The organism is Oceanisphaera profunda, assembly GCF_002157895.1.
GTDB classification, from domain to species: domain Bacteria; phylum Pseudomonadota; class Gammaproteobacteria; order Enterobacterales; family Aeromonadaceae; genus Oceanimonas; species Oceanimonas profunda.
The window spans coordinates 744,283-760,221 of sequence record NZ_CP021377.1; the positions used below are offsets into that span (position 1 = coordinate 744,283).

Sequence of the window (15,939 nt, forward strand, 5' to 3'; positions counted from 1 at the left end):
TCAGTTATGTAAGATCTTGCTGCCTTGGCGGCCATGCCAAACTAAAATCTTCATGTTGAAGAGTTAAATTGGGGCTATAATATGGGTCCTGCATTAGGACGCTACCCCATTTATTTTCCATAAACCTTACTTCTTGCTGAAATCTTTTTATTTTTTCAGGAGTGTCCTCCGCACCACGACTAACTGACTCATGATGATAAAGCTCCGCATAAGGCGTCCATAAATTACGATACCCAAGTTCCTGCACTTTCAAACAAAAATCAATATCATTAAAGGCTACCTTAAGATTAATTTCGTCAAACCCCCTTACCTCTTCAAATATATCTCGACGAATCAAAAGACAAGCAGCAGTCACCGCAGATAAATTTTGAATACAGGCCAAGCGAGCAAAATATCCAGGGTGTCCGTATGGATAATTTTTGTGTGAATGGTTAGCCACCCCACCAACTCCTAATATTACACCACCATGCTGTAAAGTCCCGTCTGTGTAATAAAGCTTTGCTCCAACACAACCAATTTCAGGCCTTACAACATGGCTTATCATGTTATTTAGCCAATCGGGACTAATTACCTCAATATCATTATTAACTAATCCAATGATACTTCCTTTGGCATGTTCTACACCAAAGTTATTTATTGCAGAATAGTTAAAAGGATGGTTATATTGCAAAACTCTTACATATGAATATTCATCTTGTATAGTCTCAAAAAATTTAATTGTATCTTCTTCAACACTACCATTATCAAGAATTAATATTTCGAAATTTCTATACAAGCTTTTATCTAAAATACTGCGAACACAAGTCTCAATCAAATGCAAATGATCACGTGTAGGGATAAGCAAGCTAACTAATGGCTCGGCTTCAGAGATTTCATAGCTAACATGATAAGTATTAGGTACTGCAGCTTGACTTACAGTTACTTTTTTATTTTGGCTTTCAAAATAATCACGTAATGATTTTATACCTGCTTCTGTAGTATAATTTTTTTCACCGGAGCTTAGTGCGGTTGACCCTTCAACCATACGCCAATGATAAAGCACATGTGGAATATGAATGATTTGCTCATCTTTTAAATAGGGTAAACATCGTAATAATAAATCTTGATCTTGGCTTCCTTCGACTCCAACACGAAAGCCACCGATTTTATCAAGAATACTTTTTTTATAAACACCTAAATGAGATACATAATTTTGCGAAAAGAATAAATCAGGGTTCCAGTCACTCTTAAAATGAGGTGAAAATCTATTTCCATGCTCATCAATCTTATCTTCGTCAGAGTAAATTACACCTACTCCTGGATGGTTAAGTATTGTCTGAGCTACATGATAAAGCGCATGCTCTGGCAACATATCATCGTGGTCCATCAGCGCAACCCAATCAGCGGTTACCAATTCAAGCGCACTGTTTGATGCCGCAGATATGTGACCATTTTTTTCACGAAATAAAATTTTTATTCGATCATCATTACGAGATAAATTTTCGAGTAGAGGCCGAATAGCAGGATCAGTTGAAGCATCATCAGCAATACACAGATCCCAATGAGGGTAAAGTTGCTTTCTTATCGACTCTATCGCTTCTGTTAACAATTGTGGCTTAACATTATAAGTTGGCATAATGACAGATATCAAAGGCGGATTTTGCATCTGATTTATAGCTGCTCGTATTTTATTGCGTTTATTATTATCTATCGTATCGTAACAACGCACCCACTTTGCATAGTCATTACGTTCAAAAGTTCCAGAGCTCATCCGAAGTGAAAATAAATGAGCGTTTCGTATCAATCCTTTTACACCATCACGTTTATATAAATTTTTTGACTTTCGAGCAATTGCAATTACACCACCCTCTGACTGCACAAAGTGGTAGATCGACTTAATAATATTACGAAGTTTATTAATCTGTTTTTTTAAAAAAAACTTAGTAAATCGTAATGGAGCTGTTATACGCCAACTAATAGACTCACGGAACATTTTATCGAGTGTACGTAGGCTCTCTATTTCTATTTCCTGCTCAATAATTTTTTTCTCAAACAGCTGCATATTATTACTAATTTCACGCACTTGATCCTTCTCATCTTGCTCACTAAATAATTTATCATTCAATAATTTAGCTTCAGCAGAAGTTTCAACGGGGGTAACTATGCATACATATTGAAAATCAAGTGAGTTACTATTATTTATAAATGATTGTAAGATACTGATAATTTCATTATCTATTCCTACATCAAACATTTCCTCAAAATTTTCAGGAGACAATATCGTAGATTTAATATCAGTGACTTTATAAGCACTATTAGTAAAAAGTTCAATCAACGTCTTCTTAGTAAAAAAGCGAAGATGGGTACGATCCATTATTCCAAGATCTGTATAGTCCCAACGCCCCTCAAGTAGCATTGCTCGTACGCAAAGATGCGCGACATTAGGAACAGAGGCAATAATGACTCCAGTAGGAGTCAAGTGATTACGAGTTAAGTCTAATATACTTCCGGGATCAGTTAGATGCTCGAGTACATCTCCATAAATAACAACATCAAACTTTAAGCTTGGAAAGGCTATAAAGAAGTCCTCAACAAAGCCTTCAAATATATTATCTAACACTTCTGCAGCAGCTTGTGCTGCTTTATGGTTTGGTTCAACACCAAAAACATGATGACCGGCCTCTTTTAATGCAGCACCAAGATAACCAGAAGAGCAACCTACTTCTAAAATTCGTAAAGAGTTACCAGCTGATGCTTTACTTACCAAATTATAGGCTAGTGTATGAGAATTGTTTTTATTTGTAAGATCTATTTTTGTCAAATATTTCATTTAATTTATCCGAGGTAACGAGACCGCTCTATATTTTCTATAATAAGAGAACTTTAGATAACAGAAAGTTTCATGCTCTCAAACTTTATACCAACTAATCCCCAGCGAACTTTACTTGAGGATACCGTAATAACGGCCGCATCATGCAACCAATGATGCTGCACATGTTCATAAAGGTTTCCATTGGCAACCGAAGCTGTAAGAACATACTGCCCATTGGGCAACATAGGCAACTGAAAGCAAAAACTACCCTCAAACTCTTCCCCTGGCTCAACAATTTTTTTATTGTAAGTTGTAAATGGTAAAGTGTTTTCACCAAACAAATCTTGTCCAAGGCGATCTTTTACAATAAAACCTATAATTGGAGCGTCAAGAGATGAGTAGGCTCGGGCACGAATTTTTAACCGTACTGATTCTCCACCTTCAAATATATCGCCGTCATCATTATCGACTTTATTCATTCGTACATCAATAATTTCTGCCGATCCTGATTTCCAACCGTTTGCATCATTAAGATTATTTTTAAAATTTATCTTGGTATCATAATCAACAATTTCATGATGGCTTTCATCTTTATTATCAGTTAATAATTCTTTTTCTTTTCCAGACTTATTAATAGCGGAAAGAGTAACTTGTTCACCATAAACCTCTTGTAAGCTACTTTTAAGATAAGCCTCAGATATTTCTTTTGAAGTTCCGAAACCTTGGACCTGACCATTTTCTAGCCATAGCGCTTTTTCACACAAGCTCTGTACTGCTGCAGTATCATGGCTGACAAAGAGTAGAGTGCCATGCTTTTGAAAAGCACGTATAAATCGCATACATTTTTGTGTAAATACAGCATCACCTACGGCTAATGCTTCATCCACTACTAATATATCTGCATCCACATGAGCGATTACAGCAAACGCCAAACGCACATACATTCCACTTGAATAGGTTTTTACTGGTTGCTCAATGTGCTCTCCAATATCGGCAAATGCAGAAATAGAGGAAAACCGCTGGTCAACTGTTTCTTTTGTTAAACCATATAATGCAGCGGCCATATATATATTTTCTCGGCCAGTAAATTCAGGGTTAAATCCAGCACCTAATTCAAGTAACGCAGCGACTCGACCATTAACTTTTATGGTGCCATTGGTCGGGTTCAGTGTAGAGCAAATCATTTGTAGTAATGTTGATTTCCCTGAACCATTTTTTCCTATTATTGCTAGTGTTTCACCTTTGTGAACTTTAAAGCCAACTTCTTTTAATGCCCAAAATTCTCGAAAGTATTTTTTATTTTTTCCTAAGAGCATTTGTTTTAAACGATCGCGTGGCCGATCATATATCTGATAACACTTACTCAGATTTTCTACTTGAATAGCAATATCAGAGGACATCAGCAAATCCCTTCCTTGTCTTCTGGAACCAAGCGAATCCCAACCAGGCTAATATAGTTGAAACTAGTGTATATGCACCCAGAATATAAAAATTAGGCATTACCCCCCAAAAAAGTACATCCCTAGCTTGCTCAATCACTACTGTAAGGGGATTTAAATATATAAAAGTACGATATGCTTCCGGTAGTGCTTCAGCAGGATAAAATATAGGCGAGAGAAACATTAACATAGTCGTAGCAATACCAATAAATTGTGATACATCACGCAGATATACCCCAAGTGAAGCCAATGCCCACGAAATACCCATAACAAGTAACATTAACGGCAGTAGAATAAATGGTAATAGAAAAACAGTTAGATGAGGAATTCCAAATAACACAACATATGCTATTAACCATACAAAAAGGCTAATAATAAAATGAAACGCAGCAGCTCCCAATGACACCCAAGGCAAAATATCAAGAGGAAACACTACTTTTTTAACATAATTGGCATTAGTCAGTATAAGACTAGGGGCACGATTTATGCACTCAGAAAAAAAACTAAACATCATCATGCCAGCAAATAAAACTAGCGCAAACTCTGTTTTAGAGCCTGCGCCCCCGGACCAACGAGCTTGAAATACAACACTAAACACAAATGTATATACTGCCAGCATTAATAAAGGATTAAAGAAAGACCAAAACACACCAAGAAACGAACCTCGGTAACGTCCTACTACCTCTCGTTTAACAAGAGCATTAATAAGACTGCGATTTTTCCAAAAACTAGTAACCATTGCTCTAGGAGAAGTAGAAAAATCCTGCATTAATCAAAAACCTCTGCATTAGAAAACAACGAAGCAACACTATCTTTTCCTGAAAGAGCTGGCTCAATATCCATCGGCCATTCGATATTGATATCTGAATCATTCCAAATAATGGCTCTTTCACTTTCAGGTGTATAGTAATTGGTCGTTTTATATAAAAACTCGGCACTGTCGCTCAAGGTTACAAAGCCGTGCGCGAAGCCTTCAGGAACCCACAACTGTCGTTTATTTTCTGCCGACAAATTAACCCCGACCCACTGGCCAAAGGTAGGTGAGCTTTTACGAATATCAACGGCAACGTCGAACACTTCACCTTGCACCACTCGCACTAATTTACCTTGTGCGTAAGGTGCCAGTTGATAATGTAAGCCGCGTAAGACGCCTTTGCTTGAGCGTGAATGATTATCTTGTACAAAACTCACGTCATAACCAACAGCTTGCTCAAATTGCTGTTGGTTAAAGCTCTCATAAAAGAAGCCGCGATCATCACCAAACACTTTAGGTTCAATGATCAATACATCAGGAATAGCCGTTTTTATAATGTTCATGCGTGATACCCCGGCTTGATAAGGTTCAATAAATATTGACCATAGGCGTTTTTAGCCAAAGGTTTGGCCAGCTCTTTCACTTGCTCGGCATTAATAAAACCTTTGCGGTAGGCAATTTCTTCTGGGCAGGCCACTTTTAAGCCCTGGCGCTGCTCTATGGTTTGAATAAAAGTGCCCGCTTCCATTAAGCTGTCGTGGGTGCCCGTGTCTAACCAAGCATAGCCACGGCCCATGGTGGTCACCGCCAACTGGTTACGCTCAAGATATACCTTGTTAACATCGGTAATTTCTAGCTCACCACGATGAGAAGGTTTAATGTTTTTGGCAATCTCGACCACTTGGTTGTCATAAAAATACAATCCTGTAACTGCATAATTACTCTTAGGCTGAGCGGGTTTTTCTTCTAGGCTAAGGGCTTGCCCCTGCTCGTTGAAATCCACCACCCCATAGCGTTCAGGATCTTGCACGTGATAAGCAAACACGGTGGCACCACTCTTTTCGCTACTTGCCTGCTCTAATTGTTGCTGCAGGTTATGGCCAAAAAATATATTGTCGCCTAATACTAGTGCACAGTTATCATCACCAATAAAGTCTTCACCAATAATAAAGGCTTGCGCTAGGCCGTCTGGGCTTGGCTGAACCGCATATTGCAGATTAAGGCCCCATTGGCTGCCATCACCCAGCAGTTGCTCGAAGCGCGGCGTATCTTGTGGCGTGCTGATAATTAAAATATCTTTAATACCTGCCAACATCAGCGTACTGAGCGGGTAATAAATCATCGGCTTATCATACACCGGCAGTAACTGCTTGCTCACCGTCATGGTCACCGGATAAAGCCGAGTGCCCGAACCACCAGCCAGAATAATTCCTTTACGAGTACTCATTTGTTGTTGCTTCAAGAGTGTAGCTCCAAAATTTCAGTTAACATGCGGGTCACCCCTTGCTGCCAAGGCGGTAAATCCAGATTAAAAGCGACACTAAATTTGCTAGTGTTTAGGCGAGAATTAAGCGGTCGCGGGGCGGGTGTAACATAATCGGCACTGGCAATCGCATTAAGCGTGGTTAAGGTCAGCGTTTCACCTTGTTGGCGTGCCTGCGCAAATACCAAGGCCGCATAGTCATGCCAGCTGGTTTCGCCACTGGCAGATAAGTGATAAATGCCCGCCAAATCGCTTGTTGCCCCTGCTGGCTGCATTAGCATACGAATCGCGTGCGCGGTGCAATCGGCAATCGGCAATCAGTTCAGCACTGGTAGGTGCGCCAATTTGATCCTTGATCACCCCCAACTCACTGCGCTCTTTAGCTAGCCGTAACATGGTTTTCGCAAAGTTAGCGCCACGAGCGGCATACACCCAGCTAGTACGTAAAATTAAATAGCGAGAGCAATGGGTTTGAATGGCCTGCTCACCGGCCAACTTAGTTTTGCCATACACATTAAGCGGTGCGGGAATATCTTCTTCTTTCCAGGGCCGATTACCGCTGCCATTAAACACATAATCGGTTGAATAATGAATCAACCAAGCCCCTAACGCTTCAGCCTCTTTTGCCAGCACAGCCAGCGCATCCGTATTAATACATTGTGCCAGCTCGACGTCCGACTCTGCTTTATCTACCGCCGTATAGGCCGCTGCATTCACAATAATATCAGGTTTTAACTCTCGTATGGTGCGCGACAATTCATCAAGCTGACTCACATCACCACAATAGTCTGTTGAATGGCGATCCAACGCCGTCACTGTACCTAACGGCGCCAAGGCACGTTGTAGCTCCCACCCTACCTGACCATTTTTACCCAATAATAATATATGCATTATTCGGCTCCGTACTGTTGGCTGATCCAAGTTTGATAAGAACCACTTTGTACGTTTGCAACCCAGTCTTGATTATCTAAATACCATTGCACCGTGCTACGGATGCCGGACTCGAAAGTTTCTTGGGGCGTCCAACCAAGCTCGCGTTCTATTTTGCTAGCATTAATGGCGTAGCGACGGTCATGGCCTGGGCGATCACTGACATGAGTTATGAGCTCTTTATAATGTTGAATGTTGAATTTTGAATGTTGAATGGGATACAGGTCGTCTAGGATTTGGCAGATGGTTTGTACTACTTCTAGATTGGTTTTTTCGTTATGGCCGCCGATATTGTAGGTCTCGCCTATTTTGCCTTCGGTGACTACTTTATAGAGTGCGCGGGCGTGATCTTCTACATGCAGCCAATCACGAATTTGATCGCCCTTGCCGTAGATAGGCAATGGCTTACCTTCTAGCGCATTGAGGATCACCAGCGGGATCAGTTTTTCCGGAAAATGATACGGCCCGTAGTTATTAGAGCAGTTGGTGATCAGCGTCGGGAAGCCATAAGTGCGCAGCCAAGCGCGAACTAAATGATCGGAGCTAGCCTTGCTCGCAGAGTACGGCGAGCTGGGAGCATAAGAGGTGGTTTCGGTGAATAAAGGTAAGCCTTGTGTATTTAATTCATCATTCAACATTAAACATTCAACATTGCCGTCCGCCGGGTGCGGAAGGTCGCCATAAACTTCATCGGTGCTAATGTGATGAAAACGAAAGCTGGCTTTTTTAGCGTCAGCTAACTCGTTCCAGTAAGCGCGAGCGGCTTCCAGAAGATTATAAGTACCCACTATATTAGTTTGAATAAACTCAGCGGGGCCAGTAATCGAGCGGTCTACATGGCTCTCTGCCGCTAAATGCATCACCGCATCGGGCTGATGTTCAGCAAACACCGTATCTAGCCCAGCACGGTCGCAAATATCTAGCTGCACAAAATGATAACGTTCAGAGTCAGAAATAGACTTAAGCGACTCTAAGTTACCGGCATAGGTCAGTTTATCGAGATTAATAACCACATCTTGAGTGTTATTGATAATGTGACGTATCACAGCAGAACCGATAAAACCTGCACCACCCGTAATAAGAATCTTCATTAACATTTGTCCTAGATAAGAAAATGATATTTGCTGTAGCGACGCTACCGCCCGTAGGATTCAATAGGCCACTCCCCCACGGCCGTGCTTAGTGTTCACGCATACTAAAACTACTTGCATACAAAAAGCAGTTTTTAGTTAAAAGGTGCGTAAGTTTACGGGATTTAGCGGTGGGTTAAAACCCTCACAACAAGGGGGGTATTTTATGCAGTGCTTCGGGCTTGCGCCGACATCCCTCCCTTGGCACCAAAAACCAAAGCCTTTTTCGCAACGCAATACACCGAAAAACACGGACGAAGGGCAAAGCAGCTCTTAGCCTGTCATGCAGGTACCGGGTCTTCGTCATGCTGATACTGAATCGAGTTCAGCATGACGGCCTCGGTATCTCTCTCTTGTTTCTAAAGACCAACAGCCAGATCCTGATGTTCATCAGGGTGACGGTCTAGTGTAGATCCTGATGTTCATCTCGATGACGGCCTAGTGCAGATCCTGATGTGCGTCAGGAAGACGGCCTAGTGCGCAGATCCTGATGTGCATCAGGAAGACGGCGTAACATCACACATCGCCCTTTGTTTAGTCGAGCACGTGGTTAGTAATAAGTTGCCGCTCCAACTTGTTGCGTTAAATGCTGGAACACTCTGGGTGGCTCACCCGCCGCTAACTGCGTTTTTAACTGCTCTACTGCGGGGGCTTTAAACAATTTTTCATGCGGATATTCCAACTGTAATCGAGCAACTAGAGTATCAGCGGCTTTACCCTTTTCTACCACTAACGGCCCTGCCGCCAGCTCTTCGCTAGCAAACTTCTCAGTAGCAAACTTTTCTGCCGCAAATAAGGCCACCACATGGTTATGCAACAGCGTGGTACGTGGCAAACGAGCAATCACAGGGGTCGACCACTCTAAATAGGCTTGAATAGCCGCTGCGTCTTGCTCAGCCAAAGCCACTTTTAACACCCCGCTATGGCGATATAACGCCTGGCGATCACGCCAAAACCAAGGGTTCCACACCCTATCTAACCGCAGGTGCTCACTAAACTGCCCACGCTGATATTGAGTTAACTGATACGCAGTTTGCAGCCCTGTCGCCATATACACCACCATAGCGCACCCAACTAACAACAACCCCACTCTCACAGCAGATTTTTTTGTCAGTTTAGCCTTAGCACTTACCCCTTCACCCTTCACCCTTAACACTTCACTGTTCTTGGTAACCCCTTCACTCTTAACCCTTAACACTTCACCCGCACAACTATCAAAATACCACAGCAGCACTAACAACCAAACCCAATGAACTGCAGAATGCCCTAACGGATATTCCGACATTAAATGGGCAAAAAGCGGCAAACATAGGGCAATCATGGCTAACCGCTCACCGGCACTTAGCCGCCAACCTACTCGCAATACGCCCCACGCTAGCAGCAGCCACGCCAGCAGAGTGATCACGCCACCTTCTACCCACCACATTAAAATTTCATTATGGGGGTGAGCTAAATTACCCGGCATTGCAGGTACTGCGCCACTTGTGGCCAACAAGCGCCCAGCCTCCGCATAATAAGCGGGCTCAAACTGGCCATAGCCCACACCGAGCCATAAATTCTGGACAATCAGCCCTAAGGTAGTACGCCAAATTTCATAACGCACACCCAACTCGCCATATACGGCCAACGCACGACGGTGTAAATCAAAATGCACCAATAACGCCAGTCCTGCACCGGCACCACATAGCACTAAGGCTAACAACACACCACGCTGTAAGCGGTTGGTCAAACGCATCCAACACACCGGTAATAACAAACACAATCCTGCCAGCAAGCTATATAAGCCAGCACGACTTTGCAGTAACACTACCAACACCAAGCCTGCCACAGCGACCACCGTGCACCACAACCACCAGCGCCAATGGCCACGTCCCGTCTCGCCTGAACGGCTCACCAACAAATACAACGCCAGCAATACACCCGATCCCACAAAGCTAGACATCACATTACGTTGCATAAAAATACCGTAAGGGAAGCGTACCTTGGTGTTAAACATAAACCAGTTATCTGCAGGTAATACAAAAAATTGCACTAGCCCAAAGCCAATTTGCACCGTGGCCAGCATTAACAAAGTGCACAGCAAAAAATGCCGTTGCTCGGTGTTAAAACGACACTGCTGTAATAACCAAAACAACAGCACGCCTACCGTTAACGCCAGCAAACGCGGCAGCGCCTGCCAATAGGCTGCACTTGACTCGTAAATAACTAGATACCGGAGCGAGCCCGGCATGACGGCAGAAGAAAACAATGCAAACAACCACGGTAGCCACAACACCAAAGTAGCCAGGGCAAAGCACCGTCCTAACTCACTGTGGTATATCTCACCTTGCAACACTTTGGATCCGACAATAAACACCAAACCCACAAATAACCAAGTAATAGCATTAAACGGCAGGTCTAAATCACTACCGCCTAGGTGATGAATAAATACATGCTGGCCAACCAAAGCCCAAATAAAAAAAAGGGCCAGCACCCCACGGCCCGGCCCCTGAAAAATTCTATTCATAAAAACTCCAAAAGCTATTTTTTGCCACGGAATACACGGACGTACACGGAAAAATGAAAACTAACAAATTATTGGATAAGACCTTGTAACCACTCATGCCATATTCACAGTCAGCCTGATGAATACGCATCAACGCTCCGCCCATACTGCTCTTGCAATAGCCGTGGTAAAAATCATTAGTCTTATGTCAAACACAGATTCTGGTACCCATCTACTATGATGGGTTACATGTAAACTACACACGATGCCCTGCAGTATTTCTTACCCAAAACAGTTTTTTATTAGCTTTTTCCGTGTTATTCCGTGTATTCCGTGGCTGAAATTTTTTAATCTTTAGGCGCTTTACCCCCAAAGCTTAATCTGTGCAATCAAGCCTTTGGTGGCACTGTCGTGTGCTGTCGTTTCTTCGTCATCTGCTAAGTCGTCTATCAAGCGGGCGGCGAGTTTTTTTCCTAGCTCTACACCCCATTGGTCGAAGCTGTTAATGTTCCACAACACGCCCTGTACAAAGGTTTTGTGCTCATACATAGCAATGAGTGCGCCTAAATTATAAGGCGTTAGCTCGTCACACAAAATGGTCGTGCTGGGTCTATTGCCTTCCATCACCTTATACGGTGCCAGCTTTGCTACCTCGAGAGCACTTAACCCTTCAGCAGTCAGCTCTTTAGCTACTTCGTCATAATCTTTACCAAAGGCCATGGCTTCGGCTTGAGCCAACATGTTGCCCAGTAACTTGCGATGATGCTCAGGGTAATCGTAACCAGAGCGGGCAAAACCAATAAAATCACCGGGTACGACTTGGCTACCTTGGTGCAATAACTGAAAAAATGCATGCTGACCGTTGGTACCCACTTCGCCCCATACAATAGGGCCCGTGTTATAGGCAATTTTTTCGCCTTGGTTATTTACAGTCTTGCCATTAGATTCCATGTTCAGCTGCTGTAAATAAGCTGGAAAACGCTTTAAGTCATGGCAATACGGGAACACGCCTTCGCTACGCAGCCCCAACACATTAATGTTCCAAATGCTTAGCAGCGCCATCAGTACCGGAATATTTTGCTCAAAGGTGGTATCACGTACATGCTCGTCCATGGCATGGGCGCCGGCTAGCAACTGCTCAAAACGCTCAAAGCCCAGCGTGAGCGCTATCGGTAAACCAATCGCCGACCACAACGAGAAACGTCCGCCTACCCAGTCCCAAAACTCAAACATCTGCTCGGCGCCAATACCAAAGGCTTGCACCGCCTTCGCATTAGTCGACACCGCCACAAAATGTTTATTAACGTGGGTAGCATCGCCGCAAACTGCCAGCAACCAGTCACGTGCCGCATGCGCATTGGTCATGGTTTCGTCAGTCGAAAATGTTTTAGACGACACAATAAACAAGGTGCGCTCGGCATCCACTTGTTGCAAGACATGAGCTAACTGGGCGCCATCCATATTCGACACAAAATGCGCGCGAATACCTTGATCGTGATAACAAGCTAAAGCGTCGGTCACCATTGCAGGCCCAAGATCCGAGCCACCAATACCAATATTGACGACATCGGTAATCGTCTTGCCACTAAAACCACACCAGTCGCCGGCATGCACTTGCTGACAAAACGCTTTAACGCGTGCAAGCTCATGATGCACAAAAGGCACCACATTGGTGCCTTTTAGGTTAACACTGGCATCAGCCGGCATCCGTAATGCGGTATGCAAAGCCGCCCGCCCTTCGGTATGGTTAAACAAGTTATCGCCAAACAGTGCTTTAATAGCCGTATGCAGATCCATATCTCGCGCCAACGCACACAACTGAGCTTTAACCTCAACCGACCAAAGCTGGCGAGAAAAGTCCACTTGCATATGCTCGCCAAACGGCACACTAAACGCAGAAAAGCGGTTTGCATCTTCTGCAAACCGCTCACTCAAACTTAACATCTGCTCTTGCGCTTTCATCCCCTGCAGCGCCAAAAACGCCGGTTGATCTAACAAACTCATCCGCAACTCTCTTCTTATAATTAGACAAAGATCTTCTTGGCCACGGAATACACGGAACTGCACGGAAAAGTAAAGACCGACCCAAGTAATTTTTATGGGTAAGATTTTACACAACAATATGCACTTTTACTCTTATTTTTGCCCTACTCCCGTGTATTCCGCGACTCTCGTAGCAAAGAGACGTGGCAAAAATATCTTGGCCTGTAGGTCGGCGGTTTTGTAGGCGAACGTTTACTCTCGCATTTCGCCGCAGGCGGAACCGTTATTAACCTTCAACATCAACCCAAAAACCGCGAGAACAAGTGTTCGCCTACAAAAGACCCGAAAATTAATGAGTGTTGAGTTTTAACTCAAAACCAAAAACTCACAACTCAACACTGCACGAGGCTTCGCGCTAAAAACCGTTCGGGTTCTGCTGCTGCCAGCGCCAGGCGTCTACCATCATTTGTTCTAGGCCGCGTTCTGCTTGCCAGCCTAGTTCGGCTAACGCTTTAGCAGGGTCAGCCCAGCACTCGGCTATATCGCCCGGGCGACGCGGCCCGATGTTAAACGGCACGGGTTTACCACTCGCCTGCTCAAAGGCTTTCACCATTTGTAACACTGAATAACCCTGCCCGGTGCCCAGATTATAAATGCTTACACCTGCATGTTCTGCAATGCGGTTTAGCGCTTTAAGATGCCCCAAAGCCAAATCCACTACATGAATGTAATCACGCACACCGGTGCCATCTGTGGTTGCGTAATCGTCACCAAATACCGCCAGCGCTTTTAATCGGCCCACGGCTACTTGAGAAATATACGGCAACAGGTTGTTAGGAATACCGTTAGGATCTTCACCAATCAAACCCGATTCATGGGCACCCACCGGGTTAAAGTAGCGCAGCAAGGCGATCGACCAACGCTCGTCTGATTGAGCCAAGTCTTGCAGCATTTTTTCTACCATCAGCTTGGATGTACCATACGGATTAGTAGTACCACCCACCGCAAAGTCTTCGGTAATCGGCATCTGCTGTGGCTCGCCATACACAGTGGCTGACGAGCTAAACACCAGCTTGAATACACCCGCTTTTTGCATGGCATTCACCAGCACCAAGGTACCGTTTACGTTGTTATCGTAATAACGCAGCGGCTGTTCAATACTCTCGCCCACGGCTTTTAGACCAGCAAAATGCACTACCGCATCAATATTGTGCTCGCTGAATAAGGTATCGAGCAAAGCCGCATCGCGAATATCGCCCTCAATAAATTCCGGCTGCTTGCCGGTGATGTTGGCCACCCGGCGCAACGACTCTGGTGAGGCATTACACAAATTATCCAGCACCAGCACCTGCTGGCCATCGTTTAGTAGCTCAACCAACGTATGTGAGCCAATATAACCCGCACCACCCGTTACCAAAATTGTCATTTGTTTACCTCTTATAAGACTTAAGACATTTCTCGCCACGGAATACACGGAAGCGCACGGAAAAGTAATAACCAAATCAATGAAATCTTATGGGTAAGACCAAGCCTTTCGAGCTACGGTAAGCTTTCGGCTTTCTCTTTGCCGTCATACTGGTATCTCGCTCTTGTTTCTAAAGACTAAAACGAGATCCTGATGTTCATCAGGAAGACGGCTTAAGGGCGAGATCCTGACGTGCGTCACGATGACGGCTGTTTTAACCCAATAAGAGCCCTTTTCGCACTTATCCCATCTTAATAGCAAAGATGTCTTTAGATTTTGGCGCTGGGAGCTAGGCGCAGGCTTATCACTCAACAATGGATTGCCGCGTCGCTGCACTCCTCGCAATGAACTGTGCTTTTTTTCAAGCAAATTCTGGTGAATAGGCTGTTTTTTTAGTTGCCACTGCAAATGCTTGTCTAAGCAGTTTATGTGCGATGGCGATGCTAATGACTTTAGCTGGCTTGCCTAATGCTTGAAGTCGTTCATACAAAGCCACGCAGGATGGATTGCATTTTCTTGCTGTCCAGCTGCATAGATACAGCAGTTGACGTAGCCGGCCTTGCCCCATTTTGGCGATGCCACCTCGCCCTCTAACAGAGCTGCCAGATTCGTAAGTCGTGGGGCTTACGCCTACATAAGCGCTGAGCTGTTTAATACTAATAAACTTAGTAAATCCACCCGTAGATATAATCAACTGAGTCGCTGTTTTACTACCGATTGAGGGAATACTGTTGAGTAGCTTATACAACTCAGCAAAATGCTTTTTTACTTGTTTTTCCAAGTGCGCTTCGCACTCTGTAATGTCCTGTTTAAGTTGCTCTTTGCGCCTTAAAAACTGCCTGTCTACCATTGCACTTCTGACCACTAAGTAGCTCTGTGCATGCCCACGATTAGACAAGCGTGTCATGTCTTCAGTGAGGTCGTCTAGCCAGCCTTAAGCGACTTTCAGCTCTTGTATGTGGTGAGGCTCAGGCTTCCAGAGCATAAACTCCACGCTTTCGCCGTAGCTCAAAATCAAGCTTGCATCAGCGGTGTCTGTTTTAACGCGAGACAGCCTCATTTGCCCATAGCGCTTAATTACTAACGGGTTTATCACCGCCACGTTACGCTCGGTTTCAAAGAGCGTGACAGCTAAGCGAGCATGATAAACGCCCGTGGCTTCCATCACGTAAATTGCGTCTGCTGGCGTGGCCTTCATAAGCTGATTTATTCCACTAGCAGTGGAGTCAAAGCGCTGAGTTTTAATGCGGTCATTTTCTTTCCAGGCAATATCAAACCAGTCTTTGCTAACATCTATACCTACAACCACTTTCATTCTTGTTTCTCCTGTTGCACATACCGGTGCTTAAGCAGTTTCAGCAATCCTAAATACGAGGTCTTAGCCTCAATGAACTGTTCGAAATTTACTTAAACAAGAGAGGGCGGCTATCATTGCGAACAGTCTTCAAAGACTAAAGACAAATAAAGCCTCAGCCCCTC

General features: G+C 44.1%; 11 protein-coding genes and 1 pseudogene. All 12 read right to left on the reverse strand.

The window, feature by feature from the left end; all coding sequences use genetic code 11:
• Positions 1–4 precede the first annotated feature (4 nt).
• Positions 5–2,809 carry a glycosyltransferase gene (locus CBP31_RS03280; RefSeq protein ID WP_227875121.1) on the reverse strand — a complete coding sequence of 935 codons (2,805 nt, stop codon included), beginning with the start codon at positions 2,807–2,809 and terminating at the stop codon, positions 5–7.
• Positions 2,810–2,862: 53 nt separating this feature from the next.
• Complete coding sequence (locus CBP31_RS03285; protein ID WP_174664621.1) at positions 2,863–4,191, reverse strand: ABC transporter ATP-binding protein; 1,329 nt, start codon at positions 4,189–4,191, stop codon at positions 2,863–2,865.
• The gene (locus tag CBP31_RS03290; protein WP_087034852.1) at positions 4,181–4,999 is read right to left on the reverse strand and encodes an ABC transporter permease; all 819 of its coding nucleotides are present in this window, start codon (positions 4,997–4,999) and stop codon (positions 4,181–4,183) included. Before CBP31_RS03290 ends, CBP31_RS03285 begins: the two co-directional genes overlap by 11 nt.
• A complete protein-coding gene (rfbC, locus tag CBP31_RS03295; protein ID WP_087034853.1) occupies positions 4,999–5,547 on the reverse strand; it encodes a dTDP-4-dehydrorhamnose 3,5-epimerase in 549 nt (182 codons plus the stop codon). The genes CBP31_RS03290 and rfbC overlap by 1 nt, the downstream gene beginning before the upstream one ends.
• Positions 5,544–6,431: a glucose-1-phosphate thymidylyltransferase RfbA gene (rfbA, locus tag CBP31_RS03300; RefSeq protein ID WP_087038596.1), complete on the reverse strand. Its 888-nt coding sequence runs from the start codon at positions 6,429–6,431 to the stop codon at positions 5,544–5,546. The genes rfbC and rfbA overlap by 4 nt, the downstream gene beginning before the upstream one ends.
• Positions 6,432–6,442: 11 nt before the next feature.
• A pseudogene (gene rfbD, locus CBP31_RS03305) lies at positions 6,443–7,358 on the reverse strand (dTDP-4-dehydrorhamnose reductase).
• The gene (gene rfbB, locus CBP31_RS03310; protein ID WP_087034854.1) at positions 7,358–8,488 is read right to left on the reverse strand and encodes a dTDP-glucose 4,6-dehydratase; all 1,131 of its coding nucleotides are present in this window, start codon (positions 8,486–8,488) and stop codon (positions 7,358–7,360) included. The pseudogene rfbD and the gene rfbB overlap by 1 nt, the downstream one beginning before the upstream one ends.
• Positions 8,489–9,077: 589 nt before the next feature.
• Entirely contained in the window at positions 9,078–11,033 is a 1,956-nt protein-coding gene (locus tag CBP31_RS03315) for a PglL family O-oligosaccharyltransferase (RefSeq protein ID WP_087034855.1), read from the reverse strand.
• A gap of 342 nt (positions 11,034–11,375) precedes the next feature.
• A complete protein-coding gene (pgi, locus tag CBP31_RS03320) occupies positions 11,376–13,016 on the reverse strand; it encodes a glucose-6-phosphate isomerase (protein WP_087034856.1) in 1,641 nt (546 codons plus the stop codon).
• A 394-nt stretch (positions 13,017–13,410) separates the two neighbouring features.
• Complete coding sequence (gene galE, locus CBP31_RS03325) at positions 13,411–14,421, reverse strand: UDP-glucose 4-epimerase GalE (protein ID WP_087034857.1); 1,011 nt, start codon at positions 14,419–14,421, stop codon at positions 13,411–13,413.
• 400 nt (positions 14,422–14,821) lie between these two features.
• The gene (locus CBP31_RS03330) at positions 14,822–15,241 is read right to left on the reverse strand and encodes a transposase (protein WP_161492501.1); all 420 of its coding nucleotides are present in this window, start codon (positions 15,239–15,241) and stop codon (positions 14,822–14,824) included.
• A gap of 153 nt (positions 15,242–15,394) precedes the next feature.
• On the reverse strand, positions 15,395–15,775 hold the full coding sequence (locus CBP31_RS03335; protein WP_087034859.1) for an IS110 family transposase: 381 nt from the start codon (positions 15,773–15,775) through the stop codon (positions 15,395–15,397).
• Between the last annotated feature and the right edge of the window lie 164 nt (positions 15,776–15,939).

What these genes read in the sequence shown, in the direction of transcription:
- rfbC (WP_087034853.1), bottom strand. Translation starts at nt 5,547, where the DNA reads ATGAACATTATAAAAACGGCTATTCCTGATGTATTGATCATTGAACCT.
- CBP31_RS03335 (WP_087034859.1), bottom strand. Translation starts at nt 15,775, where the DNA reads ATGAAAGTGGTTGTAGGTATAGATGTTAGCAAAGACTGGTTTGATATT.
- rfbB (WP_087034854.1), bottom strand. Translation starts at nt 8,488, where the DNA reads ATGAAGATTCTTATTACGGGTGGTGCAGGTTTTATCGGTTCTGCTGTG.
- CBP31_RS03315 (WP_087034855.1), bottom strand. Translation starts at nt 11,033, where the DNA reads ATGAATAGAATTTTTCAGGGGCCGGGCCGTGGGGTGCTGGCCCTTTTT.
- galE (WP_087034857.1), bottom strand. Translation starts at nt 14,421, where the DNA reads ATGACAATTTTGGTAACGGGTGGTGCGGGTTATATTGGCTCACATACG.
- CBP31_RS03285 (WP_174664621.1), bottom strand. Translation starts at nt 4,191, where the DNA reads ATGTCCTCTGATATTGCTATTCAAGTAGAAAATCTGAGTAAGTGTTAT.
- CBP31_RS03280 (WP_227875121.1), bottom strand. Translation starts at nt 2,809, where the DNA reads ATGAAATATTTGACAAAAATAGATCTTACAAATAAAAACAATTCTCAT.
- CBP31_RS03290 (WP_087034852.1), bottom strand. Translation starts at nt 4,999, where the DNA reads ATGCAGGATTTTTCTACTTCTCCTAGAGCAATGGTTACTAGTTTTTGG.
- rfbA (WP_087038596.1), bottom strand. Translation starts at nt 6,431, where the DNA reads ATGAGTACTCGTAAAGGAATTATTCTGGCTGGTGGTTCGGGCACTCGG.
- pgi (WP_087034856.1), bottom strand. Translation starts at nt 13,016, where the DNA reads ATGAGTTTGTTAGATCAACCGGCGTTTTTGGCGCTGCAGGGGATGAAA.